A 25,718-nucleotide genomic window follows, 5' to 3' on the forward strand; every position below is an offset into this window, starting at 1 on the left:
ACCCGGCGTTGCGCTCGACGAGCTGGAACAGTTCCTCGTCGGTGGCCGTGTCGAGGTCGAGGTCGTGCTCGAAGCCGTCCGTCGGTGCCGGCCGGTCGAAACGGTCGATGAGGGCGAGCAGCCGGGACAGGACTCCGTCGTCCGCCGCCTGCGGCGAGGCAAGGGCCTGCTCCAGGGCCGCGAGCGACTCACTGACCGTCGGCGCCTGCGACTCGCCATAGTCCAGGGGGAGCTGGGCGACCAGATAGGCGGCGATGGCGGCCGGAGTGGGGTGGTCGAAGACGAGCGTGGCCGGGATGTCCAGGCCGACCGCGGCGCCGATGCGGTTGCGCAGTTCGACCGCGGTCAGTGAGCTGAACCCGAGGTCCCGGAAGGCCCGTTCGGCGTCGACGCCGTCCACGCCGTCGGTGTGCCCGAGGACCACGGCCGACTCGGCGCGGATCAACTCCGCGAGTGCCGCCTCCCGTTCGGCCGGGGCGATTGCGGCCAGGTGCCGGGTCCATGCCGGTGTCTGCGGGGTGTCGGCGTCGGGCTCCGTGGCCGCTGTACGGACGACGGTGGTGTTGGTGACCTCGGCGTCCAGCCAGTAGCGCCGCCGCTGGAAGGCGTACGTCGGCAGCGCGACCCGGCGTGGCACGGCGGGCACGAAGGCGGCCGTCCAGTCGACGCGCACCCCGCGCACATGGAGTTCTGCGGCCGAGGCGAGGAAGCGGCGCAGGCCTCCCTCGTCGCGGCGCAGGGTGCCCGCGACGACGAAGGCGCGGGCCGTGCCGGCCGCTTCCAGCGTCTCCTGGAGCGGCACCGTCAGCACCGGGTGCGGACTGATCTCGATGAACGCGGTGTGCCCGGCGGCGGCGAGGGCACGGGTGGCCTCCTCGAAGCGGACGGTCTGCCGCAGGTTGGTGACCCAGTAGGCGGCGTCGAGCCCCGCGGTGTCCTGCCAGTCCCCGGTCACGGTGGACAGCAGCGGCACGGTGCCGGTGCGGGGCCGGACCGGGGCGAGCGACTGGAGGAGTTCTTCGCGCAGGCCGTCCACATGGGCGCAGTGCGAGGCGTAGTCGACGCGGATGAGTCGTGCCCGTACGTCCTCCGCGTCGTATTCGGCGACGAGTTCGGCGAGCGCGTCCGTGTCGCCGGAGACGACCGCCGAGGTGGGGCTATTGACGACGGCGACGGACAGCCGCTCGGGCCACCGCCGTTCGATGCGCGCGGCCACGGCGTCGGCGGGCAGGGCGACGGACGCCATGCCACCGCGTCCGGACAGGGCGAGGATGGCGCGGCTGCGCAGCGCCACGACGCGGGCGCCGTCGTCCAGGCTGAGCCCACCGGCCACGGTGGCGGCCGCGATCTCGCCCTGGCTGTGGCCCACCACGGCGTCCGGCCTGACTCCGTACGACGTCCACAGCTCGGCCAGGGACACCATCACCGCCCACAGCACCGGCTGGACCACGTCCACCCGGTCAAGACCGGGGGCGTCTTCGGCGCCGCGCAGGACGTCGAGCAGGGACCAGTCGGTGTACGGGGCGAGGGCCGTCGCGCACTCCTCGATCCTCGCGGCGAACACCGGTGCGCTGTCGAGGAGTCCGACGGCCATCTCGGCCCACTGGGAGCCCTGGCCGGGGAAGACGAAGACGGTCCTGCCGTCGGTGTCCGCCCGGCCGCGCACCACACCGGGGGCGGATTCCGCGGCGGCGAGTGCGGCGAGGGCACGTCCGGGATCGCCGAGGGCGACGGCGCGCTCCTCCAGGGCGCCCCGGGTGACGGCGAGCGAGTGGGCGATGTCCACCGGGTCGTCGTCGGTGCGCTCGAGGTGGGCGGCGAGTCGGCCGGCCTGGGCGCGGAGCGCCTCGGGGGTGCGGGCGGACACCAGCCATGGCAGCGCGGCGGGTTCAGTGGGCGTTGCGGGCAACCGGGTTGCGGCGGGCGGCTGTTCGAGGATGACGTGGGCGTTGGTGCCGCTCACGCCGAAGGAGGAGACGGCGGCCCGGCGCGGGCGGTTGTCCTCCGTCTCGGGCCAGGGGCGGGCCTCGGTGAGCAGTTCGACGGCTCCGGCCGTCCAGTCGACGTGCGGGGACGGGCTGTCCACGTGCAGCGTCCTGGGCAGCACTCCGTGCCGGATGGCCTGGATCATCTTGATCACGCCGGCCGCGCCGGCTGCGGCCTGGGTGTGGCCGATGTTGGACTTCAACGAGCCGAGCCACAGGGGCTGTTCGAGGTCGCGGTGCTGCCCGTAGGTGGCGATGAGGGCCTCGGCCTCGATGGGGTCGCCGAGGGTGGTGCCGGTGCCGTGTCCCTCGACGACGTCGACGTCGGCGGGGTTCAGTCCGCTCGCGGCGAGGGCCTGGCGGATCACTCGCTGCTGGGACGGACCGCTGGGCGCGGTAAGCCCGTTGGAGGCACCGTCCTGGTTCACGGCCGATCCCCGTACCACGGCGAGGACTTGGTGCCCCAGTCGCCGGGCGTCCGACAGCCGCTCCACGAGCAGCAGCGCCACGCCCTCCGCCCAGCCGGTGCCGTCCGCCCCGGCCGCGTACGCCTTGCAGCGGCCGTCGGCGGACAGCGCCCGCTGCCTGCTGAACTCCACGAAGGTGGTCGGCGTCGACATCACCGCGACACCGCCGGCCAGGGCCAGGTCGCACTCCCCCGAACGCAGCGACTGCGCCGCGAGGTGCAGGGCGACCAGGGACGACGAGCACGCCGTGTCGACGGTGACCGCCGGCCCCTCGAAGCCGAAGGTGTACGAGATCCGGCCCGAGGCGACACTGCCCGCGGTGCCGTTGCTCAGCCAGCCCTCCAGTTCGGCGGGCACCTCACGCACTCGGGGCGCGTAGTCGTGGTACATCACCCCGGCGAAGACGCCGGTACGGCTGCCGCGCAGCGCCTCGGGGTCGACACCCGCGCTCTCCAGCGCCTCCCACGCGGTCTCCAGCAGCAGCCGTTGCTGCGGGTCGGTGGCGAGCGCCTCGCGCGGGGAGATGCCGAAGAAGGCGGCGTCGAAGTCGGCGGCCCGGTCGAGGAATCCGCCGTGCCGGGTGTAGGAGGTACCGGGGCGTTCGGCGTCCTCGGAGTAGAGGGCGTCCAGGTCCCAGCCCCGGTCGTCGGGGAACTCGCTCACCGCGTCCACGCCGTCGCGCACCAGCGCCCACAGGTCGTCCGGGGAGGCGACCCCGCCCGGCAGCCGGCAGGCCATGCCGACGATGACGACCGGGTCGTCGTCCGGGTCGACGGTCCGCACGGGAACCCGTTCGGGCCGCGGGGCCACGGCGCCCAGGAGCCGGTCGCGCAGGTGGGCGGCGACGTCGGCGGGCGTGGGGTGGTCGAAGACCAGGGCGGCGGACAGGGTGAGGCCCGTCGCCGCGCCCAGGCGGTTGCGGAGTTCGACGGCGGTCAGTGAGTCGACGCCGAGTCCGGTGAACGCCTTGCGGGCGCCGATGACGGCGGGTGCCGTGGCCAGTACGGTCGCGGTCTCGCCGCGTACGAGGTCCAGCAGGGCCGCGTCCTGAGCCGCGGTGTCCGGCAGAGCGGCGAGGCGCTCGGCGAGCCCGGTGTGCGAGGTGACGGCCGTCTCGGTGGCCGCGCTGCGGCGGACCGGGCCGCGCTCCGGCCGGACCAGACCGCGCAGTGGCGCCGAGACGGGTGCACCGGATGCCCGTACGGCGTCCGCGTCGAACGGCGACGGCACGAGCAGCGGCCCGCCCACCGCCTCGGCGGCGTCGAACAGAGCCGTCCCCTCGATGTCACTGAGGGGACGCACGCCCAGGCGGGCGAGCCGGGCGAGGTCGGCCGCGGTGAGGTGACCGGTGATGCCGCTGGGTCCGGCCCACTGGCCCCAGGCCAGGGACTGGGCGGGCAGACCGAGCGCGTGCCGGTGGGCGGCCAGGGCGTCGAGGAAGGTGTTGGCCGCCGCGTACGAGCCCTGTCCGGGTGAGCCGAGGACACCGGCCACCGACGAGTACAGGACGAACGCGTCCAGCGGCAGGTGCGCGGTCAGTTCGTGCAGGTGCCAGGCGCCGTCGGCCTTCGGGCGCAGCACGGTGTCCAGACGCTCGGGGGTGAGTGCCGTGGTGACACCGTCGTCGACGACTCCCGCGGTGTGCACGACGGCGGTGAGCGGGTGCTCCGAGGGGATGGCGTCGAGGACGGCGGCGAGCGCGTCCCGGTCGGCGATGTCGGCTGCGGCGATGGTGACATCGGCGCCCGACTCGGCCAGCTCGGCGCGGAGTTCGGCCGCCCCCGGTGCCGTCCCGCCGCTGCGGGAGGTGAGCACGAGGTGGCGTACGCCCCGGTGCGTGACGAGGTGTCGGGCGAGCAGGGCGCCGAGGGTTCCGGTGCCTCCGGTGATCAGGACCGTGCCGTCCGGGTTCCACTCCGCCACGGGGGTCCGGCCGGGAGGCGCGGGGACCAGACGCGGGACGTGGACGCTCCCGGAGCGCAGGGCGAACTGCGATTCGCCGGTGGCTACGGCCGAGGCGAGTGCGGCGGCCGACTCCGGGCTGCCGTCGGTGTCGGCGAGGACGATCCGGTCCGGGTTCTCGGTCTGCGCGGAGCGCAGCAGGCCCCATACGGCGGCGGTGACCGGGTCCGGTGTGTCGTCCGGGCCGGTCGACACGCCGCCTCGGGTGACGGCGACCAGTCGGGTACCGGCCTGCCCCCTGTCGAGGAGCCGGTCCTGGACCGTGGCCAGGGCGTGGTCCAGGGCGGCCCGGACTCGGTCGGGTGTGGCCGCGGTGTCGAACGGGCCCTCGCCCAGCGCGACTTGGGCCCACTCGAAGGTGTCCGCCGCGTCGCCGCCGATGGCCGGGAGTTGCGGCCAGGTAAGGGCGTAGAGGCCGTCCGTTGGGGCGAGGGCGGTGGTCTTGAGGGGGCGGGTGACGAGGGCGTCCACCGATACCACCGGGGTCCCGGTCGGGTCGGTGGCCTGGAGGGAGAAGGTGTCGGGGCCGGTGGCGGTGAGCCGGACCCGCAGTTCCGTGGCGCCGGTGGCGTGCAGGGCGACCTCCCGGTAGGCGAACGGGAGACGGGTGGGGCTGTCGGCCACGTCCTGGTGCAGTCCGGGGAGTTGGAGGGCGGCGTCGAGCAGGGCGGGGTGAATGCCGAACACGGCGGCTTCCTTGTGCCGCTCCTCGGGGAGGACGACTTCGGCGTAGGACGTGTCGCCGTCCCGCCAGACGGCGCGGATGCCCCGGAACGCCGGGCCGTACTCCAGGCCTGTCCCGGCCAGGGCCGCGTACACCTCGTCCACCGCGACGGGCTCGGCGTCGACGGGCGGCCACTGGTCGAGCCGTTCGCCGTCCGGCGCCTGTGCGGTGCCGAGGATGCCGGTGGCGTTGCGGACCCAGTCCGCCCCGGGAACCCGGGACCGGACGATGACACTCCGGTCGCCCGCCGCGTCGCAGGCGCCCACGGCGACCTGGACCTGGGCGGCCCCCTGTCCCGGCAGCACGAACGGAGTCTCCACGGCGAGTTCGACGAGCCGTCCCGCCCCGACCACGTCGGCCGCGTGTGAGGCGAGTTCGACGAGCGCGGCGCCGGGCAGTACGGGGGTGCCGACGACGACGTGGTCGGCGAGCCACGGGTGGGTGCGCAGGGAGAGGCTGCCGGTCAGGAGCAGCTCGTCGGTGTCGGGCAGGGGCACGGTCGCCCCCAGCAGCGGGTGGTCGACGGCGCCGAGGCCGAGCGCGCCGGCGTCGGCGGCGGTGCCGGGCTCCAGCCAGAACCGGCGCCGCTGGAAGGCGTACGTCGGCAGTTCGGCGCGCCGGGCGCCGCTGCCGGTGAAGTAGGCCGCCCAGTCCACCGCGTGGCCGCGCACATGGACGTGCGCGAGGGCGGTCAGCGCGGTCGCCGTCTCGGACCGGTCTCGCCGCAGCGCCGGTTCGGCGACGGCGGCACCGTCCTCGACGTGCTGGTGGACGAGTCCGCTCAGGGTGCCGTCGGGGCCGAGTTCCAGGTAGGTCGTGACGCCGGACGCGTCGAGTGTGCGGACCACGTCGGACCAGCGGACGGCGTCGCGCACATGCCGTACCCAGAACTCGGCCGTGGTCAGGTCCTCGCCCTCGGCGACCCGCCCGGTCAGCGCCGAGACCACCGGGATCCGCGGCCGGGCGTAGGTCAGTCGGGCGCCGACCGTGCGGAAGTCGTCGAGTACGGCGTCCATGTGCGGGGAGTGGAAGGCGTGGCTGACCGTGAGGTGCCGGACGCGACGGCCGCGGGCGGCGAACGACGCGGCGAGCGTGTGGACGGCTTCGGTGTCGCCGGAGACGACGACGGCTTCGGGACCGTTGACGGCGGCCACGTCCACGCCGTCGGGCAGTTCGGGGCGTATCTCGTCCTCGGTGGCCTGTACGGCGGCCATGGCGCCGCCCGACGGCAGGGCGCCGATCAGCCGGGCGCGGGCGGCGACCAGGGCCGCGGCGTCCGCGAGCGAGAGCACGCCGGACACGTGCGCGGCCGTGATCTCGCCGACGGAGTGTCCGGCCACGAAGTCGGCTCGCACGCCCCAGGACTCGTAGAGCCGGAACAGGGCGACCTCGACGGCGAACAGTGCCGGCTGGGTGTACGTGGTGTCGTCCAGGCCGTCCCCGGAGGTGATGACCTCGGCGAGCGGGCATTCCAGCAGCGGGTCGAGGGCCGCGGCGACCTCGTCGAAGGCGGCGGCGAACGCGGGGTGGGTGGCGTACAGCTCCTGCCCCATGCCGGCGCGTTGGCTGCCCTGGCCGGTGAAGAGGAGGGCGAGCCGGCCGGGTTGTGCGGCCGAGCCCGTCACGACGGTGGCCGGGGTCGGCCCGCCGTCGGCCACGGCGTGCAGCGCGTCGAGGTCACCGACGACGACGGCCCTTTCGTCGAGGGCGGCCCGTGTGGTGGCCAGGGAGAAGGCGAGGTCGAGCGGGCGGTCGGGGGTGAGGTCCAGATGCTGGGCGAGTCGGGTCGACTGGGCGCGCAGTGCCTCGGGGGTGCGGGCGGACAGCAGCCAGGGCAGGGGCCGGTCGGCGGGCACGGTCCGGGTGCCCGGATCCGTCTCGTGCGGCGGCTGTTCGATGATGACGTGGGCGTTGGTGCCGCTGACGCCGAAGGCCGACACGGCCGCCCGGCGCGGACGGTCGTCCGTCACCGGCCACGGGCGGGCCTCGGTGAGCAGTTCCACCGTCCCCGCCGACCAGTCGACGTGCGGGGACGGCGCGTCCACGTGCAGGGTCTTGGGCAGTACGCCGTGGCGGATCGCCTGGATCATCTTGATCACGCCGGCGACTCCGGCGGCGGCCTGCGTGTGGCCGATGTTGGACTTCACCGAGCCGAGCAGCAGGGGGCGGTCGGCGGGGCGGCCCTTGCCGTAGGTCTCGATGAGGGCGTGCGCCTCGATGGGGTCGCCGAGGGTGGTGCCGGTGCCGTGTGCCTCGACGGCGTCGACGTCTGCCGGGACGAGTCCGCCTGCGGCCAACGCCTGCCGGATTACCCGCTGTTGGGAGGGACCACTGGGCGCGGTCAGGCCGTTGGAGGCACCGTCCTGGTTCACGGCCGAGGCGCGGACGACGGCCAGCACCTCGTGGCCGAGCCGTCGCGCGTCGGAGAGCCGTTCCACCAGCAGCAGTCCGACGCCCTCCGCCCAGCCGGTGCCGTCCGCCCCGGCGGCGAAGGCCTTGCAGCGCCCGTCCGGTGACATGGCACGCTGCCGGCTGAACTCGACGAACGTGGTCGGCGTCGACATCACGAGCACACCGCCCGCGACCGCGAGATCGGCCTCCCCGGCCCGCAGTGCCTGCGCGGCCAGGTGCAGGGCGACCAGCGACGAGGAGCACGCGGTGTCGACGGTGACCGCCGGGCCCTCGAAGCCGAAGGTGTAGGAGACGCGTCCGGAGGCCACGCTGCCGGCGTTGCCGATGCCGAGATAGGCCTCCAGCTCGTCCGGGACGTGCTGCCCGCGGCCGGCGTAGTCGCGGCCGGAGATGCCCGCGAAGACGCCGGTGCGGCTGCCGCGCAGCGCGGTGGGGTCGATGCCGGCCCGCTCGAACAACTCCCAGGTGGTTTCCAGCAGCAGCCGCTGCTGGGGGTCGATGGCGGGCGCCTCGCGCGGGGAGATCCCGAAGAACTCCGGGTCGAACTCGGCGACCGAGTCGAGGAATCCGCCGTGTCTGGAGTAGGAGGTGCCGGGTCGGTCGGGGTCCGCGCTGTAGAGGCGGTCGAGGTCCCAGCCGCGGTCGGTGGGGAACTCGGTGAGGGCGTCGGTGCCGTCGGCGACCAGCCGCCAGAGGTCGTCCGGGGAGGTGACCCCACCGGGGAAGCGGCAGGCCATGCCGACCACGACCACGGGGTCGTCGTCCACCGGAGGGAGCACCACGGGCGTTTCGGTCTCGGCCGAGTGGGTTGTCTCCGCGCCGAGTTCACCGGCGAGCCAGTCGGCGAGCGCGGCGGGCGTGGGGTGGTCGTAGACGAGTGTGGCGGGCAGCGGGTGGCCGGTGGCCGCCGTGAGCCGGTTGCGCAGTTCGACGGACATCAGTGAGTCGAAGCCGTGGGCGCGGAACGCGCGCGCGGGGTCGATCACGTCGGGGGTGCCGTGGCCCTGGACGGCGGCGGCCTGCGACCGTACGACGGCGAGGAGTTCGCGGCGCAGCTCGGCCGGGGCGAGTCCGGTCCACCGGTCCGGGCGGACGGCCTCCTCGGGGGCCGCTGCCGACGGGTCCGGTACGTGCGGGAGTTCGGCGGCGAGCGGGTGCGAGCGCCCCCGGAAGAACGCGGACCAGTCGGCGTCGGCGACGACGAGGTGCTGCTCCGCGCGGTCGAGGACCTGACCGAGGACGCTGAGGGCGCCGTCCGGTGGCAGGGAGACGAGGCCGTGCCGCAGCAGTGTCTCCTCGGCGCCGTCGGCGGCGATCCCGTCGCCGGCCCAGTGCCCCCAGGCCACCGATGTGGCGGGCAGACCGGCCGCCCGTCGCTGGTCGGCCAGCGCGTCCAGATAGGCGTTGCCCGGGGCGTAGTTGGCCTGGCCGGGGATGCCGCAGACCCCGGCGACGGAGGAGAAGAGGACGAACGCCGACAGGTCGGAGCCGGCGGTGAGTTCGTGCAGGTTGCGCGCGCCGAGCATCTTGGCGCGCAGGGCGCGGTCGAGGTGCTCGGGGGTGAGTTCCCCGATCAGGGCGTCGTGGAGGGCGGCTGCGGTGTGCACGACAGCGGTCAGCGGCCGGTCCACCGGGATGAGGGCGAGGGCGGCGGCGAGCTGGTCGCGATCGGCGACGTCGGCTGCGGCGAAGGTGACGGTGGTGCCCGAGTGGGCCAGTTCGGCAGCGAGTTCGCTCGCACCGGGTGCGTCCTGTCCGCGACGGCTGACCAGCAGCAGGTGCTGGGCGCCGCGTGCGGCGAGCCAGCGGGCGAGGTGTCCGCCGAGGGCTCCGCTGCCTCCGGTGATCAGTGTCGTGCCGGTCGGCTGCCAGTCGGCGGAGTCGTCGGCACGGGACGGCAGCGGTCCGGCGGGTACCAGTCGGCGGGCCAGGACTCCGCCGGGGCGGACGGCGGCCTCGCGTTCCCGGTCCGGGCGGGGGTCGGCGAGCAGGGCGGCGACCTGGGCCCAGGCGTACTCGTCGGGGTCGGCGGGGAGGTCGATCAGACCGCCGGAGCGTGCGGGGTTCTCCACCGCGAGGATCACGCCGAAGCCCCACACCAGGGCCTGTTCGGGGTCGGTCACCCGGTCCGCGGGGCCGGTGGAGACCGCCCCCCGGGTGAGGAACCAGACCGGCGCCGGCACACCCGCGTCGTCCAGGGCCTGGGTGAGGGCGACCTGGGCGGCGTACGAGCGCGGGACGGCGTCGTGGCCGTCGAGCCGGCCCTCGGCGAGCGCCAGCAGCGAGACCACCCCGGTGGCGCCGGACGGCAGGAGTGCGGCGAGCGCGGGCCGGTCGGTGTCCGCCGGAACGAGGACGGTGAGGACTCGGGCGCCGGCCGCTTCCAGCGCGTCGCGCAGGGCCCCGGGGGAGGCGTGGTCGGTGTGGGTGTCGGGGACGACGAGCAGCCACTCCCCCGTGAGCCGCCGACCCGGGCGGGCGGAGCGGGCCGGGCGCCATATCAGGCGGTGCAGCCACCGGTCGGACACCTCGGCGGCCAGGTGGCGTTCCCGCCAGGCCGCCAACGCGGGCAGTACGGGGTCGAGTTCCGGAGCGGTAAGTCCCAGGGCGGAGGCCAGCCGGCCGGTGTCGGGGTCGGTCACCAGGTTCCAGAAGGCGTCGTCCTGCGCGGTGGGCGCCGTGGCGACGCGTTCGGGCGAGCGGGTGGCGTCCAGCCAGTAGCGGTCCCGCTGGAAGGCGTACGTCGGCAGGGGCACGCGGCGCGGGGACGCGCCGGCGAAGGCGGCCGACCAGTCGACGGGCACCCCGTGGACGTGCAGTTCGGCGACCGAACGCAGCCAGCGGTCGAGGCCGCCCTGCCGGCGGCGCAGCGAGCCGGTGACGACGGGCCGGGCCTCGGCCAGGGTCTCCTGGATCGCGCCGGTCAGCACGGGGTGCGCGCTGACCTCGACGAACACCGTGTGATCGGTGTCGGCGAGCCGACGGGTGGCCTTCTCGAAGCGGACGGTGCTCCGCAGGTTCGACACCCAGTAGGCGGCGTCCAGTTGGGCGGTGTCCTGCCAGTCGGCGGTCACGGTGGAGAGCAGCGGAACGGTTCCGGCGCGCGGGGTGACGGGCGCGAGTGCGTCCAGCAGTCGTTCGCGCAGGGCGTCGGTCTGCGGGGAGTGGGAGGCGTAGGCGATCGGGATGACGCTGGTGCGGACGCCCTCCGCCGCGTAGCCGGCGCGCAGTTCCTCAAGGGCGTCCAGGTCGCCGGAAACGGCGACGGCGGAGGGGCTGTTGACCACGCCGATGGACAGTTTGCCGGGCCAGCGCTCGGCGAGGCGCCGGGCCACCTCGGCCTCGGGCAGCGCCACGGCGACCATGCCGCCCCGGCCCGCGATGGACTCCAGGGCCTGGGCGCGCAGGGCGACGATCCGGGCCGCGTCCTCCAGGCTCAGTCCGCCCGCGACGTATGCGGCGGCCACTTCGCCCTGGCTGTGTCCGACCACGGCGTCGGGGGTGACGCCGTAGGACTTCCACAGGTCGGCGAGGGCGACCATCACCGCCCACAGCGCGGACTGGACGACGTCCGTGCGGTCGGGGTCGGGGGTTTCGCGGGTGCCGCGCAGGACGTCGAGGAGCGACCAGTCGGTGTACGGGGCGAGGGCCGCCGCGCACTCCTCGATCTTCGCGGCGAACACCGGTGCGCTGTCGAGGAGTTCGGTGGCCATGCCGAGCCACTGGGAGCCCTGGCCGGGGAAGACGAAGACGACCTTGCCGTCGGTTCCGGCGGGCGCGGTGGCACCCCGCACGGCGGTCGCCGGGTGCTCGCCGCGGGCGAGGGCGCGCAGCGCGTCCGCCGGGTCGTCGCCGACCAGCACGGCACGTTCGTCGAAGGCGGTGCGGGTGGTGGTCAGGGAGTACGCCACGTCGGTGGGAGCGTCGGCGGTGGTGTCGAGGTGGTCGGCCAGCCGGGCGGCCTGGGCGCGCAGGGCGTCGGGGTTGCGGCCGGAGAGGACCCACGGGAGGGAGGGCGGAACAGGGGTGTCGGACGGCTCGGTGGTCCGCGCCGGGGCCTGCTCGATGATGACGTGGGCGTTGGTGCCGCTGACGCCGAAGGCCGAGACCGCCGCACGCCGGGGCCGCTCCCCCTCCGTGGCGGGCCACGGCTGGGCGGCGGTGAGGAGCCGCACGGTTGCGTCGGACCAGTCGACGTGCGGGGTCGGCGCGTCCACGTGCAGGGACCTGGGCAGTCGGCCGTGCCGGATGGCCTGCACCATCTTGATGACGCCCGCGACTCCGGCGGCGGCCTGGGTGTGCCCGATGTTCGACTTCAACGAGCCCAGCAGCAGAGGGCGTTCGGCGGTGTGTGCGCTGCCGTAGGTGGCGATGAGGGCCTGCGCCTCGATGGGGTCGCCGAGCCGGGTCCCGGTGCCGTGCGCCTCGACGGCGTCGACGTCGCCGGGGCCGAGTCCGGCCGCGGTGAGGGCGTCGCGGATGACGCGCTGCTGCGAGGGCCCGTTGGGTGCGGTGAGCTGGCTGCTGCGGCCGTCCTGGTTGACGGCGGAACCCCGGAGCACGGCGAGGATCGGACGGCCCAGGCGCTGGGCGTCGGAGAGCCGGGCCAGGACGACGACACCGGCGCCCTCGCCCCATCCGGTGCCGTCGGCCGCCGCGGCGAACGGCTTGCAGCGGCCGTCCGGCGCGAGCCCGCGCTGCCGGCTGAACTCGATGAACATGCCGGGCGCGGCCATCACGGTGGCGCCGCCCGCGAGGGCGAGGTCGCACTCGCCGCGCCGCAGCGACTGGGCGGCGAGGTGCAGGGCCACGAGGGAGGAGGAGCAGGCCGTGTCCACGGTGACGGCGGGCCCCTCCAGACCGAGGGTGAAGGCGACGCGGCCGGAGGCGACGCTGGTGGTGGAGCCGGTGAGGACGTAGCCGTCGGTCTGTTCGGCGGGCAGGTGGTGCAGGCTGGGCCCGTACTCCTGGGCGATGACGCCGGCGAACACACCGGTGCGGGTGCCGCGCAGGCTGGTCGGGTCGAGGGCCGCGTGCTCCAGTGCCTCCCAGGAGGTCTCCAGGAGCAGGCGCTGCTGGGGGTCGGCGGCGAGCGCCTCGCGCGGGGAGACACCGAAGAAGCCGGCGTCGAACTCCCCCGCGTCGTAGAGGAATCCGCCCTCGCGGGCGTAGCTGCGGCCCGCGGCGTCGGGGTCGGGGTCGTAGAGGTGGTCGAGGTCCCAGCCGCGGTCGGCGGGGAACGCGTCGACGACGTCGCGCTCCTCGGTCACCAGCCGCCACAGGGCGTCCGGGGTGTCGGCGCCGCCGGGGAAGCGGCAGGCCATGCCGACGATGGCGATCGGTTCGTCGTCGCGGCCGCCGTCCGCCTTGGCCTCGGCCTCCTTCAGGCGCTCACGGGTGTGGTGCAGCTCGGTGGCGACACGGGTGAGGTAGTCGCGGAGCTTCGCCTCATGCGTGGTCATGTGGTGGGTGCCTCTCCTACGAAATGCCGAGCTGGTTGTCGATGAGGTCGAAGATCTCGTCGCCGTCGGCGGCCGCGAGGAGGGCCTCGACGTCGACTGCGGGAGCGGGTGCCGCCGGTTCGGGTTCCGGCGCGGGCGGCGCCGGGGGTGCGACGAGCGTGTCGAGGTGGGCGGCCAGGGCGGTCGGGGTGGGATGGTCGAGGACGACGGTGCTCGGGAGGCGCAGTCCGGTGGCCGTGCCCAGGCGGTTGCGCAGTTCGATGACGCCGAGGGAGTCGAACCCGCTCTCCATGAAGCCGATCCCGGGACGCACGGCGGTGGCGTCGGTGTGCCCGAGGACGGCCGCGGCGGTACTCCGCACAAGGGCCAGCAGCCTGCGCAGGCGGTCGGCCTCCGGCGCGCTCTCCAGTTCGCGCCGCAGCGCACCCGACGGGTCGGGGGACGTGCTGCGGGACCGTACGGCGGGCCGAGCCCTCGCCGCGAGATCGCGCAGCACGCCGGACTGACGGCCGCTCTCCGACCGGGTGGTGTCGATCTCGGCGGCGACCACCACCGGGTACGGCGTGCCGAGCGCGGTGTCGAACAGGGCGAGGGCGGTGTCGTTCGTCATCGGTGCGAGTCCGGTGCGGGTGAGCCGGTCCGTCTCGGTGGATCCGAGGCCCGCCGCCATGCCGCCGGCCTCGGCCCAGTGGCCCCACGCCAGCGACACCGCGGGCAGGCCACGCACCCTGCGGTACTGCGCGAGGGCGTCCAACTGGGCGTTGGCGGCGGCATAGTTGGCCTGTCCTGCGTTGCCGAGGACGCCGACGGCCGAGGAGAACAGCACGAACGCGGAGAGGTCGAGGTGGGCGGTGGCCCGGTGCAGGTGCCGGGCGCCGTCCGCCTTGGGGCGGGCGACGGCGGCCAGCCGCTGCGGGGTGAGCGAGGTCAGGACGGTGTCGTCCAGGACGCCCGCCGTGTGCACGACGGCGGTCAGCGGGTGGGTGGCCGGCACGCCGGCGATCAGTGCGTCGACCGCGTCCGCGTCGCCGACGTCGCAGCCGACGATTGTCACCTCGGCACCCAACTCCGCAAGCGCGGAACGGAGTTCGCGAGCGCCCGGTGCGGCCGGTCCCTGCCTCCCGGTGAGCAGCAGGTGCCGTACGCCGTGGTGGGTGACCAGACGGCGGGCGACGAGCGCGCCGAGGGTGCCGGTGCCGCCGGTGATCAGGACGGTTCCGGCCGGGTCCGGGGGCGGCGGGGGCAGGGTGAGGACGAGTTTGCCGGTGTGCCGGGCCTGGCCGAGCCGCCGCAGCGCCTGTGGTGCCTGCCGGACGTCCTGGGACCTGAACTGCAGCGGTTCCAGGGTGCCTTCGGCGAAGAGGCGGAACAACTCGGCGAGGATCTCCCCGATCCGGTCAGGCGACACGTCGAAGAGGTCGAAGTCGAGGTAGGCGGCGCCGTCGTACTCGGCGGCCACGGCCGCGGCGTCCCGCCAGTCGGTCTTGCCCATCTCCACGAACCGGCCCTCGGGCGCGAGCAGTCGCAGCGAGGCGTCGGTGAACTCGCGGGCCAGGGAGTTCAGTACGACCTCCACGCCCCGCCCGTCCGGGGTGCCGCGTCGGAAGAGGTCCTCGAAGTCGAGCGTGCGGCTGGAGGCGATGTGGTCGTCGGGCAGTCCGAGGCCGCGCAGGGTGTCCCACTTGGCGGGGTGCGCGGTGGCGTACACCTCGGCGCCCCGGTGCCGGGCCAGCTGGACGGCGGCCTGCCCCACGCCGCCTGCCGCGGAGTGGATCAACACGCTTTCTCCCGGCCTGAGTTCGGCGAGGTCGAAGAGTCCGTAGTAGGCGGTGAGGAACACCACGGGAACGCCGGACGCGCGGGCGAAGCCCCAGCCGTCGGGGATGCGGACCAGGAGCCGGTGATCGGTGACGACGACCGGTCCGAGGGTGCCCTGTACCAGTCCGGTGACCCGGTCGCCCGGCGCGAGGCCGGTGACGCCGGGCCCGGTCTCCAGGACCACGCCCGCGCCCTCGGCCCCGATGCGGGCCTCGCCCGGGTAGACGCCGAGCGCGATGAGCACGTCGCGGAAGTTCAGGCCGGTGGCGCGCAGTGCGATCCTGACCTGACCGGGCCCGAGCGGGGCCGCCGCCTCGGGGGCGTGCAGCAGGGTGAGTCCGTCGAGACTGCCGCGCGGCTCGGCGTCCAGCCGCCACGCGTCGCCGGCGTCCGGCGGCGGAGCGAGCAGGTCCGGGTCGGCGGCACGCGTCAGCCGGGGAACCAGCAGATCCGTCCCGCGGACGGCGATCTGGTCCTCCTCCGAGACGAGCAGCGCGCCGAGAGCGGCGAGCGGAAGGCCGGTGGCCGAGTCGGCGTCGAGGTCCACGAGGGCGAACCTGCCGGGATGTTCGGCCTGCGCGGCACGCACCAGTCCCCACACCGCGGCGGCGGCCGGGTCGGGAACGTCCTCGCCGGGGTGGGTGGCGACCGCGTCGCGGGTCACCAGTACGAGTCGGGTGTCCTCCGTGTCGGGGAGGGCGAGCCAGCGCTGGAGCAGGTCGAGCACGGCGGTGGCGTCGGGACCGGCGGCCAGGACCACCGGTCCGAGGGGGCGGGGCGGGGCGGCGGGGTCGTCGTAGGCCTCGACGGCACGACCGACGGCCTCGGCCACGACGACCCGCAGGGGGTCGTCAGGGGTGGCGAGGATCGCCCGGCCGATGGACGACACCATGCCGTGGCGCACGACGGCCGGGGTCGGCCGGTCCACGGGCCGGGGGGCACCTGCGGAGTCGGCGCCGACGGGACGTCGGGTACCTTCGGCCAGGTCGGCCCGCAGCGGTTCGCCCTGGTCGCCCGGCGCAGCCCGGTCGACGAACACGCCCCCATCGGGCACCGCAACGGCACTCGACGGTCCGGCGGGCCCGAGCGGAGCGGCCTCGGCCGGGTCAATCTGCGGAGGGTAGTCGGGAATGTCCGGGAGCAACGACCCGACCGGCGTCTCCACGACCTCGGGCGCGTTCGCCCGAACCCACGCAAGCCGGTGTCCGGCCGCGGTGTCCTGCCCGGGCGCGGCACGCAGGCTGAGCGCGGCCACCTCGGCGACCGGTTCGCCCACGCTGTCGCGAAGTTGCAGGGCGACCGTGTCGACGCCGATGGGCCGGACGCGTACGCGCAGAACCGACGCACCCCGGCGGGACAGGCTGACGCCCTCCCAGGCGAACGGCAGCCGTAGTCGTGCCGATCCGGGGACCAGGGCGACGACGGCGTGCAGAGCGGCGTCGAGCAGGGCGGGGTGCAGGGCGTGCCCGGCGGTGGTCTCGGGGGCCGGTCCGACCTCGGCGTACACCTCGTCGCCGAGCCGCCAGGCCTGCGCCAGGAGCCGGAACGCGGGGCCGTAGCGGTAGCCGTCGTCGGCGAGACGGTCGTAGACGTCCGTGAGGTCGACCGGTTCGGCGCCCTCCGGTGGCCAGACGGCGTCCGTCGCGCCGACCGGGGCCGAGGCCTCGGCGGTGAGGCCGGTGGCGTGGCGTGTCCAGGGAGCGTCGGTGCCCTCCGTGCGGGAGTGCACGGCCAGCGTGCGGCGGCCGGAGTCGTCGGCCGCGCCCAGGGAGAGTTGCAGCCGGACCGTGCCGTCGACGGGCAGTTCGAGCGGTGCCTCCAGGGTCAGTTCCTCGACCCGGCCGCCGCCGGCATGGAGGGCGAGGTCCGTGAAGGCCGCGCCGGGCAGGATGACCCGGCCCGCGATGGTGTGGTCGGCGAGCCAGGGGTGGCTGCGCAGGGCGATGCGTCCGGTGAACAACGTGCCCGCGTCGTCGGGGAGTTCGACGCTGGCACCGAGCAGCGGGTGGTCGGTGGGGTCGAGGCCGACCGCGGTCGCGGCGGTGCCGGAGGGCGCGTCCAGCCAGTGCCGCCTGCGCTGGAAGGGGTAGGTCGGCAGGTCGACGGCGCGCACGGTGTGCCGGTCGAACGCGGCCCGCCAGTCGACGGCCGCGCCGTGGACATGCAGTCGGGACAGGGCCTCGGTGAGGGTCCGTGTCTCCCCACGGCCGCCCCGCAGCGCGGCGACCGCGGTGACTCGGTCGTCGGCGCCCGTCTCGGCAAGGGACTCGACGAGGGAGGTGAGGACGGCGTCCGGGCCCAGTTCCAGGAAGGCCGTCACTCCGAGGTCGCGCAGGGCTTCGAGTCCGTCGTGGAACCGCACGGCCTCGCGGATGTGCCGCACCCAGTAGTCGGGATCGGTCAACTCCCCAGCCGCCACGGGCCGTCCGGTGACGTTGGAGATCACGGGGACGACCGGTTCGGCGAGTTCGACGCTCGCCACGAGGGCCCGGAAGTCCTCCAGGACCGCGTCCATGTGCGGAGAGTGGAAGGCGTGACTGACCGTCAGCACCTTCGTCCTGCGGCCCTTTTCCCGCCACAGACCCGCGATGCGCTGTACGTCGTCCGCGTCGCCGGAGACGACGACGGACGCGGGACCGTTGACCGCGGCGATGCTCACCCGCCCGGCGGTCGCGGCGACCAGCGGTGCCGCTTCGGCCTCCGTGGCCTGGAGAGCGGCCATGGCGCCGCCTTCCGGGAGCGCCTGCATGAGGCGTCCTCGCGCGGCGACCAGGCGGACCGCGTCCGGCAGCGAGAAGACTCCGGCGAGGTGTGCCGCGGTCAGTTCGCCGATCGAGTGGCCGATGAACGCGTCGGCTCGGACTCCGAACGAGGCGGCGAGTCGGTACAGGGCGACGCCCAGGGCGAACAGGGCGGGCTGGGTGTAGGCGGTGGTGTCGAGCAGTGCCGCGTGCGCGCTGCCCGGTTCGGCGAACAGCACGTCGAGCAGCGGGGTGTCCAGTTCCGCGTCGAAGAGCGCCGCCGTCTCGTCGAGGGCGGTGGTGAAGACGGGGTGGATCTCGTACAACGCCCTTCCCGCTCCCGGGCGTTGGCTGCCTTGCCCGGGGAACAGGATCGCCGTGCGGATCTCGCGGCCGGCGGCCGGGCCGTGCACGAGTCCGGGCGCGTCCGTGCCGTCGGCCAGGGCGCGCAGCGCCGCGGTCCGGGCGGCGCGGGTGTCGCCGACGATCACGGCGCGGTGGTCGTGGAGTGACCGGGCGGCGGCCAGCGACCAGCCGACGTCGGCGTCCCGCCCGTCGAGCGTCTCCAGGCGGGCGAGAAGGCGGCGCGCCTGGGCTCGGAGAGCGTCGTTGTCGCGGGCGGACACGATCCACGGCCCCGGTACGGCGGCGGACGCCACGACGGTGCCCTCGTCCTCGGCGGGCGGCGCCGCCTCCAGGATCACGTGGGCGTTGGTGCCGCTGATGCCGAACGAGGACACGCCGGCTCGCCGGGGCCGGTCCTCGACCGGGGCCGGCCACGGAGTGTGGGCTGTGAGGAGGGAGACCGTACCGGCCGACCAGTCCACGTGCGGGGTGGGCCGGTCCACGTGCAGGGTGCCGGGCAGTTCGCCGTGTTCCAGGGCCTGCACGAGCTTGATGACCCCGGTGACTCCGGCGGCGGCCTGAGTGTGCCCGATGTTGGATTTCGCGGAACCGACGAGCAGGGGCCGCCCGGCGTCCCGGTCCTTTCCGTACACGGCGATCAGGGCCTGCGCCTCGATGGGATCGCCGAGCGCGGTACCCGTACCGTGCGCCTCGACGGCGTCCACGTCGCCGGGCCGCAGCCCGGCGGAGGCCAGGGCCTGGCGGATGACCCGCTCCTGGGAAGGGCCGTTCGGCGCGGTCAGCCCGTTGGAGGCGCCGTCCTGGTTGACCGCGGAGCCGCGCACCAGTGCGAGTACCCGGTGGCCGTGGCGGCGCGCGTCGGAGAGGCGCTCCAGGAGGACCAGTCCGACTCCCTCGGCCCATGCCGTGCCGTCGGCCGCCGCGGCGAACGGTTTGCAGCGCCCGTCGGGTGCCAGCCCGCGCTGACGGCTGAACTCGGTGAACATGCCCGGCCCCGACATCACGGTGGCGCCACCGGCCAGGGTGAGGTCCGACTCCCCGGACCGCAGCGACTGCGCCGCCAGATGCAGGGCGACCAGCGATGAGGAGCAGGCGGTGTCCACGGTGATCGCCGGGCCCTCAAGACCCAGCGCGTAGGCGAGGCGGCCGGACGCGACGCTGGTGAGGGTTCCGGTGAGCGCGTGCCCCTGGTAGCCCTCCGGGGTCTCGTGCAGGCGGGGGCCGTAGTCCTGCGGCATGACGCCGACGAAGACACCGGTGCGGGTGCCGCGCAGGGTCGCGGGAACGATCCCGGCGCGTTCGAGGAGTTCCCAGGAGGACTCCAGCAGGAGCCGCTGCTGGGGGTCCATGGCGGCGGACTCGCGCGGGCTCAGACCGAAGAACGCCCCGTCGAACCGGTCCGCGTCGTACAGGAACCCGCCCTGCCGGGTGTACGACGTCCCGTGCCGCAGGCCTTCCGGGTCGTGGAGGGCGGCCAGGTCCCAGCCCCGGTTGTCCGGGAAGTCCCCTACGGCGTCCCGCCCTTCCCGCAGCAGGTCCCACAGTTCCTCGGGGGTCTGCGCACCGCCCGGCCAGCGGCCGGCGAGGGAGACGATCGCGATCGGGTCGTCGTCGACGCGCGAAGCGGCCTGTCGTACGGGCTCCACGGCGGCCTCGTCCGGGCCGCCCAGCAGGTTCCGTACGTGGTCGGCGACCGCGCGGGCGGTGGGGCGGTCGTAGGTGAGGGTGGACGGCAGGTCCACTCCGGTGGCGGCGGCGAGGCGGTCGCGGAACTCGACGGCGGAGACGGAGTCGAAGCCCAGTTCCCGGAAGGTCAGGTCGGGGTCGACTGCTTCGGGCGATGGCTGTCCGAGGACGAGGGCCGCGCCGGAGCGGACGATCCGCAGCAGGTCCGCGTCGGCGGGGACGGTCCCGACGGTCGGCTGTCGGTCCGCGGGCTCGACCACCGTGATGTCAGGTGCTGTTGACGACCTGTCGGGCCGAGTCGCCGTCTCCGTGGGCGTCCAGGTCGGGGCCTCGGGTCCCGGCAGCGCGTCGAGCCAGATCCGGCGGCGCTGGAAGGCGTACGTGGGCAGCGGGACCCGGCGGGCCTCGGTGCCGTACACCTCGGTCCACCTCAGCTCCCCGCCACGGACGTGCAGTTCGGCGAGGGAGGTGAGGAAACGGCGTGGTCCGCCGTCGTCGCGGCGCAGGGTGCCGGTGACGGCCGTGCCCGGCAGGTCGGCAAGACCGACCGTCAGCACGGGATGCGGACTGACCTCGACGAAGGCCCGGTGACCGGCGGCGTGCGCGGCCTCCACGGTCTGCCGGAAACGGACGGTGGAGCGGAGGTTGCGGTACCAGTAGGCGGGGTCGAGCGCGGTGCCGTCGAGGAGGCCGCCGGTCACGGTCGAGTAGTAGGCGATCCGCGCCGGGCGGGGCCGGATCGCGGCGAGCAGGACGGGCAGGCTCTCGCGCAGCGGCTCGACCTGGGGTGAGTGGGAGGCGTAGTCGACCGGCACGACCTTGGCCCGGACCCCGTCCGCCGCGTACCCGGCGACGAGTTCCTCCACGGCCGTACGGTCGCCGGAGACCACGGTGGTGGACGGGCCGTTGACGGCGGCCACGCTCAGCGCGCCGCTGAAGCCTTCGAGCCGCGCCCGTACGTCTGCCTCCGGCAGCGGTACGGAGGCCATGCCACCGCCCGTGCCCGACACGGGGAGTTCGGCGATGGCGCGGGCGCGCAGGGCGACCAGCGCGGCGGCGTCCTCCAGGGTCAGTGCTCCGGCGACATGGGCGGCGGCGATCTCCCCCTGGGAGTGCCCGATCACCGCGTCCGGGCGCACACCTCGGGCCTGCCAGAGGGCGGCCAGGGACACCATCACGGCGAAGAGGGCGGGCTGGACCACGTCGACGCGCTCCAGTGACGGGGCGTCCGGTGTGCCGCGCAGCAGGTCGTGCAGGGACCAGTCGGTGTGCGGTGCGAGGGCTGCGGCGACCGCGTCGATCGAGGCGGCGAAGTCCGCTTCGGTGGCGAGGAGTTCGCGGGCCATGGCGGGCCACTGGGAGCCCTGGCCGGGGAAGACGAACACCGTGCCGCCCTGTTCGCCCGCGCGTCCGGCGACGAGGCCGGCCGTCTGTTCGCCGGCCTCCAGGGCGGCGAGCCCGGCGAGCAGTTCGCCGCGGTCGGCGCCGGTCACCACGGCCCGGTGGGGGAAGGCGGTGCGGGTGGTGGCGAGCGTGTGGCCGATGTCGTGCGGTGCGAGGTCCGGCTGCCGTGCGACATGGGCACGGAGGCGTGCGGCCTGGGCTCGCAGGGCCTGCGGGGTGTGCGCGGACAGTGGCCACAGCCAGGGGCCTTCATGCCTGGCGGCGGTGTCGTCGCGTACCGGTGCCGGGCCGACCACGACATGGGCGTTGGTGCCGCCGACCCCGAACGAGCTGACTCCGGCGACCGGCGGGCGGTCGGGGTGGGGCCAGGGGCCGGACTCGGTGCGCACCCGCAGTCGGAGGGCCTCGAAGGGGATGTCCGGGTTGGGGGTGGCGAAGTTGAGGCTGGCGGGGAGGCGGCCGTGGCGGACGCTGAGCACGGTCTTGAGCAGACCGACGATGCCGGACGCGCCTTCGAGGTGTCCGACGTTGGTCTTCGCCGAGCCGACGAGCAGCGGGGTGTCGGGCGTACGTCCGGCGGCGAAGACCTCGCTCAGGGCGGCGGCCTCGATCGGGTCGCCGACGCGGGTTCCGGTGCCGTGCAGTTCGACGTACTGCACATCGGCGCGACCGACCCCGGCGCGGTTCAGCGCGGCCCGGATCACCTCCGCCTGGGTGGCGGCGCCCGGCACGGTCAGGCCCGGCGTGGCGCCGTCGCTGCCGACCGCACTGCCCAGCAGTACGGCGTGCACCGGGTCGCCGTCGGTCAGGGCGCGGGCGAGCGGTTTGAGGACGAGCAGGACCGCGCCCTCGCCGCGCGCGTAGCCGTTGGCCCGGGCGTCGAAGGTGAAGCAGGTGTTGTCGGGGGACAGTGCGCCGAAGCGGTCCACGACGAGGGTGCTGTCCGGGGCGAGGTTCAGGTTGACCCCGGCGGCCAGCGCGACGTCGGACTCCCCGGTGCGCAGGCTCTCCAGGGCCAGGTGGACGGCGACGAGTGAGGAGGACTGCGCGGAGTCCACCGAGAGGCTCGGGCCGCGCAGGTCGAGGGCGTAGGAGACGCGGTTGGCGATGACGCCCCGGTTCAGTCCGGTCAGGGTGTGCCGGGTGATCGCGTCGGAGCCGTGCCGGTGGACCAGTCCCGCGTAGTCGGCGGCGATCGATCCGACGAACACGCCGGTGCGGGACGCGGCCAGGGTGCCGGGGAGGATTCCCGCGTCCTCCAGGGCCTCCCAGGCGAGTTCCAGGACGAGGCGTTGCTGCGGGTCGGCGGCGGCGGCCTCGGCCGGGGATATCCCGAAGAATTCCGGGTCGAACAGATCGACGTTCTCCAGAAATGCGCCGGGCCGGACATCCGCGGTATCCACCGATTCACGGAAGCGGCCGGCCGGCGGATTCCCGATCGCGCTCACGCCGTCGTCGAGAAGCCGCCAGAAAGCGTCCGGGTCAGGGGCGCCGGGGAGCCGGCAGGCGATCCCGACAACGGCCGTGGCTTCTTTCTCCGCTGCAGACATGCTGATCAGCATGGTGTCCCCGGGGCCGTGAACGACCCCTACCGGCCCCCTGCCGACCCCCTACCGGCAACCCCCTATGGGCGGTGCACACCGTTCAACCGGCCAGCCCCCTGCGGAGTTCCAGTAAATCGGCGAGTTCCATTCTGCGGCGCACCCCGAGTTTCCGGTAGACCTTCGTCAAATGCTGTTCGACCGTGCTGACCGTGATGAAGAGCTTCTGTCCGATCTCCCGGTTGGTGAGACCGCATGCGGCGAGTTCGGCCACCCGCCTTTCGGCTTCGCTGAGTTCGTCGTCACCGGGCTGTGCCGGAGCGGTGCCCGAGACGCGGGACAGGTGACGGGCCCGGCGGTCGGCGGTCCTCGCCTGGGCGGGGTCGCCGAGCGCGCCGTGGGCGGCGCTCAGTTCGGCGAGCGCCGCGGACAGTTCGAACTGGTCGCCGGAGATCTCCAGTGCCTGCACCGCCCGTTCCAGCAGCGGGGTCCGCTCGGCCGACTCGGCAGCGGCGGCCCGCGTACGCAACGCCATTCCCAGGATGCGGGGCCGGCCGAGACCGAGATCCTTGAGCTGGCGGTCCGTCAGAGAACGGGCGGCGCCGGGGCGGCCGAGGGCGAGCTGGGCGCGGGCGGCGCCGATGCGCCAGGGGACGAGGCCGGGCAGGTGGTCCAGGTCCCAGCGGGCCATGGTCGCCCCGCACTCCTGGTAGTCGGCGAGGGCCGCCTCGGCGTCGCCGACCGCCAGGTGGTGTCCGGCCCGGGCGTAGCGGTAGTGCAGTCCCATGGGGGTGCGGAACATCGCCCCAGGCACGGGCATGGCCAGGTAGCGGGCGGCGTCCTCGTGCCGGTTCAGGGCGGTCCGTGCGGCGATCATGGTGGCCAGGGGGAAGCCCACTCCGACGCCCCAGCGGTCGGGATCGATCTGCTGGAAGGCCGCACGGGCGTATTCCTCCGCGGTGCGCACATCGCCCTGGCGCAGGGCGGCTTCGGCGGTCAGCGCCGCCAGCAGGGCGTCCTCGGTCGCGTCGTGTCCGCGGCCGGGCCGGTTGGTGACGGCGGCGCACCAGCGTGCGGCGCGGTCCGACTGGTCGGCGTAGAGAAGCGCGGTGAGCGCCGCCGTGAGGGACCTGACCCGAGCGTCACCGAGCCGGCTCTCGCGCAGGACTGACTCGGCCCGCGCCACGGCGTCCGGTGCGGGCAGTCCGCCGAGCAGCGCCGTCAGCACCCCCATGCCGTCCGGTGGCGTGGCACGTGTGCCGCCGGGGCGGTCGCGTTCGGCGTCCGGTCCGGCGGCGGTCCTCGGGAGGAGGGCCGGGTACCAGTAGCGGACCCAGTCGCGCAGCCGCGACCGGGCGCCGGGGTCCGCCTGGTGCTCGGCCTCATAGCGGTGCAGGGCGGTGACCCCCTCGTCCACCTGCCCGTGCCAGAACAGATGACGCACTCTGGTGCGCTGCTGCCGGGGGGAGGGGGTGGCGGCGTCCGGGCCGCTCTCGGGAAGCCAGGGCACGCACTGGATGACGACGTCCTGGGGCCGGTCGGACTCGGGGCGCCGCGCCTCGTCGACGGGTTCCGGTGCCTGGGGGCCTCCGTCGGGCATCGTCGGTGACGTGCCGTCGGCGGCCCACGGCGCCCGCACCTGCCCTTCCGCCGCGCGCATCTGCTCGGCGATGTGTTCCGCGGGTGCGCCGGCGTTCCGCAGCAGACCGGCCGCGCGGCGGTGCAGTGCCGCGAGTTCGGCGGGCCGCATCGCCGCCAGCAGGTCGCCCGCTCCGCTCGGGTGCCGGAAGTAGCCGTCCCGGAACAGGCCTGCCGCGTGCAGGAGATACAGGGCGCGCGGCGGTGAGTCGTTGGCCAGCAGGAGGAGTTCGGCGAGCAGCGAGGGCTCGGCGGGACGGCCCAGCGCGGCGACGCCTCGGGCCACGCGGAGCGCGAAGGGGTCGACGCGGTGCAGGCAGTTCATGACCCCCCGCCGGTAGTTCTCCCCCACCACCAGGTCCGGGTGGCCGCCCCCGGCTTCCTGGTCGTCGATGACGGCCCGGACGAGGAGCGGGTTTCCACCGGTGAGGTCGTGCACCGCGGCGGCGTGTCGCCGTGCTGTCTCCTCCCCCAGCCGGGCGCCCACCAGTTCGGCGATCACCTCGGGGCCGAAGAGCCGGAGCCGGATGCGCTCGTGATGCGGCTGACTGGCCAGGTCGACATCGAAGAAGGGTTCGGGCGGCGTCATGTTCTCCCGGGAGCACAGCACCGTCAGGACGCGGGCGTTGCGGATGCGGCGGGCCAGGTAGAGCAGGAATTCCAGGGACTGGATGTCGGCGTCCTGCCGGTCGTCGACGGCCAGGAGCAGCGGTGTGTGCCGGGCGAAGTCCAGCAGGAGCGTGCTCAGGCCGTGCAGCACCTGAGGCGTGGGCCGGACCCGGGAGCCGGCCTCGCCGCCCTCGGGTGAGGACCAGTGCGGTGCCGGACCGACGGCCACCCCGTTCTCGATGAGCCGGGCCGCCTCGGACACGATCTCCGGTGCCAGGTGCGGGCTCTGGAAGAGCTGGCGGACGACACCGAGCGGGAACTCCCGCTCCAGTGGGGAGCCTGCGGCCATCAGCACCTGGGCACCGTCGGAATCGGCGAACTCGCTGAAGGCGTCGAGGAGTTCGGTGCGTCCGGTGCCTACCGGGCCATGCAGGGTGAGCACGCTGCCCCGGCCGTCGCGGCAGAGTTCCCACGCGGCCTGAAGCCGGCCGATCTCCTGCTGGCGTCCGGGGATAGAGAGGGAGGGGACGGTGCGCATCTGCTGCGCCGGGGACATGAACATGCGCTCTCCTGGGGCGCGGACGCATGAACGGGAGGCGCGCCGGTGCGCTCCCCATCGTGCGAGGCCTGGAACGAGGTGCGAAGCGCGTCACGCTGAACGTACCGCGACGCGTGCGAAGAGACAGCTCCAAACCGGGCTTCTCCGGTCCGGTCACATCCCGGAATCAGCTACAGAGGGAACTCGCCCGGCGGCGGAGGTCGATGTCCAACCTGGCCACCAGTCCAAGCTGTGCGGCACCGATGTGCACGCGCTGCATGACCGTCCCCATCCCCTGACCAGTCCTACGAAGACGCGCCTGTCCGTGTCGGGCGGGCGCGGCCGGTCACCGGCCGGTGGCCGAC

General features: G+C 74.5%; 2 protein-coding genes and 1 pseudogene. All 3 read right to left on the bottom strand.

Annotated elements, in window-relative coordinates; genetic code table 11:
- Positions 1–229: 229 nt before the first annotated feature.
- Positions 230–12,970 (bottom strand): annotated as a pseudogene (locus AQJ64_RS17165) (type I polyketide synthase); the annotation flags it as partial.
- A 58-nt stretch (positions 12,971–13,028) separates the two neighbouring features.
- Complete coding sequence (locus AQJ64_RS17170; protein ID WP_211286490.1) at positions 13,029–22,577, bottom strand: type I polyketide synthase; 9,549 nt, start codon at positions 22,575–22,577, stop codon at positions 13,029–13,031.
- A gap of 94 nt (positions 22,578–22,671) precedes the next feature.
- Entirely contained in the window at positions 22,672–25,377 is a 2,706-nt protein-coding gene (locus AQJ64_RS17175; RefSeq protein WP_059202755.1) for an AAA family ATPase, read from the bottom strand.
- Between the last annotated feature and the right edge of the window lie 341 nt (positions 25,378–25,718).

It is taken from the genome of Streptomyces griseoruber (genome assembly GCF_001514205.1).
GTDB classification, from domain to species: Bacteria; Actinomycetota; Actinomycetes; order Streptomycetales; family Streptomycetaceae; genus Streptomyces; species Streptomyces griseoruber.

Excerpts from the sequence above, each read along its gene's own strand:
- AQJ64_RS17170 (WP_211286490.1), bottom strand. The coding sequence starts at position 22,577 with ATGTCTGCAGCGGAGAAAGAAGCCACGGCCGTTGTCGGGATCGCCTGC.
- AQJ64_RS17175 (WP_059202755.1), bottom strand. The coding sequence starts at position 25,377 with ATGTTCATGTCCCCGGCGCAGCAGATGCGCACCGTCCCCTCCCTCTCT.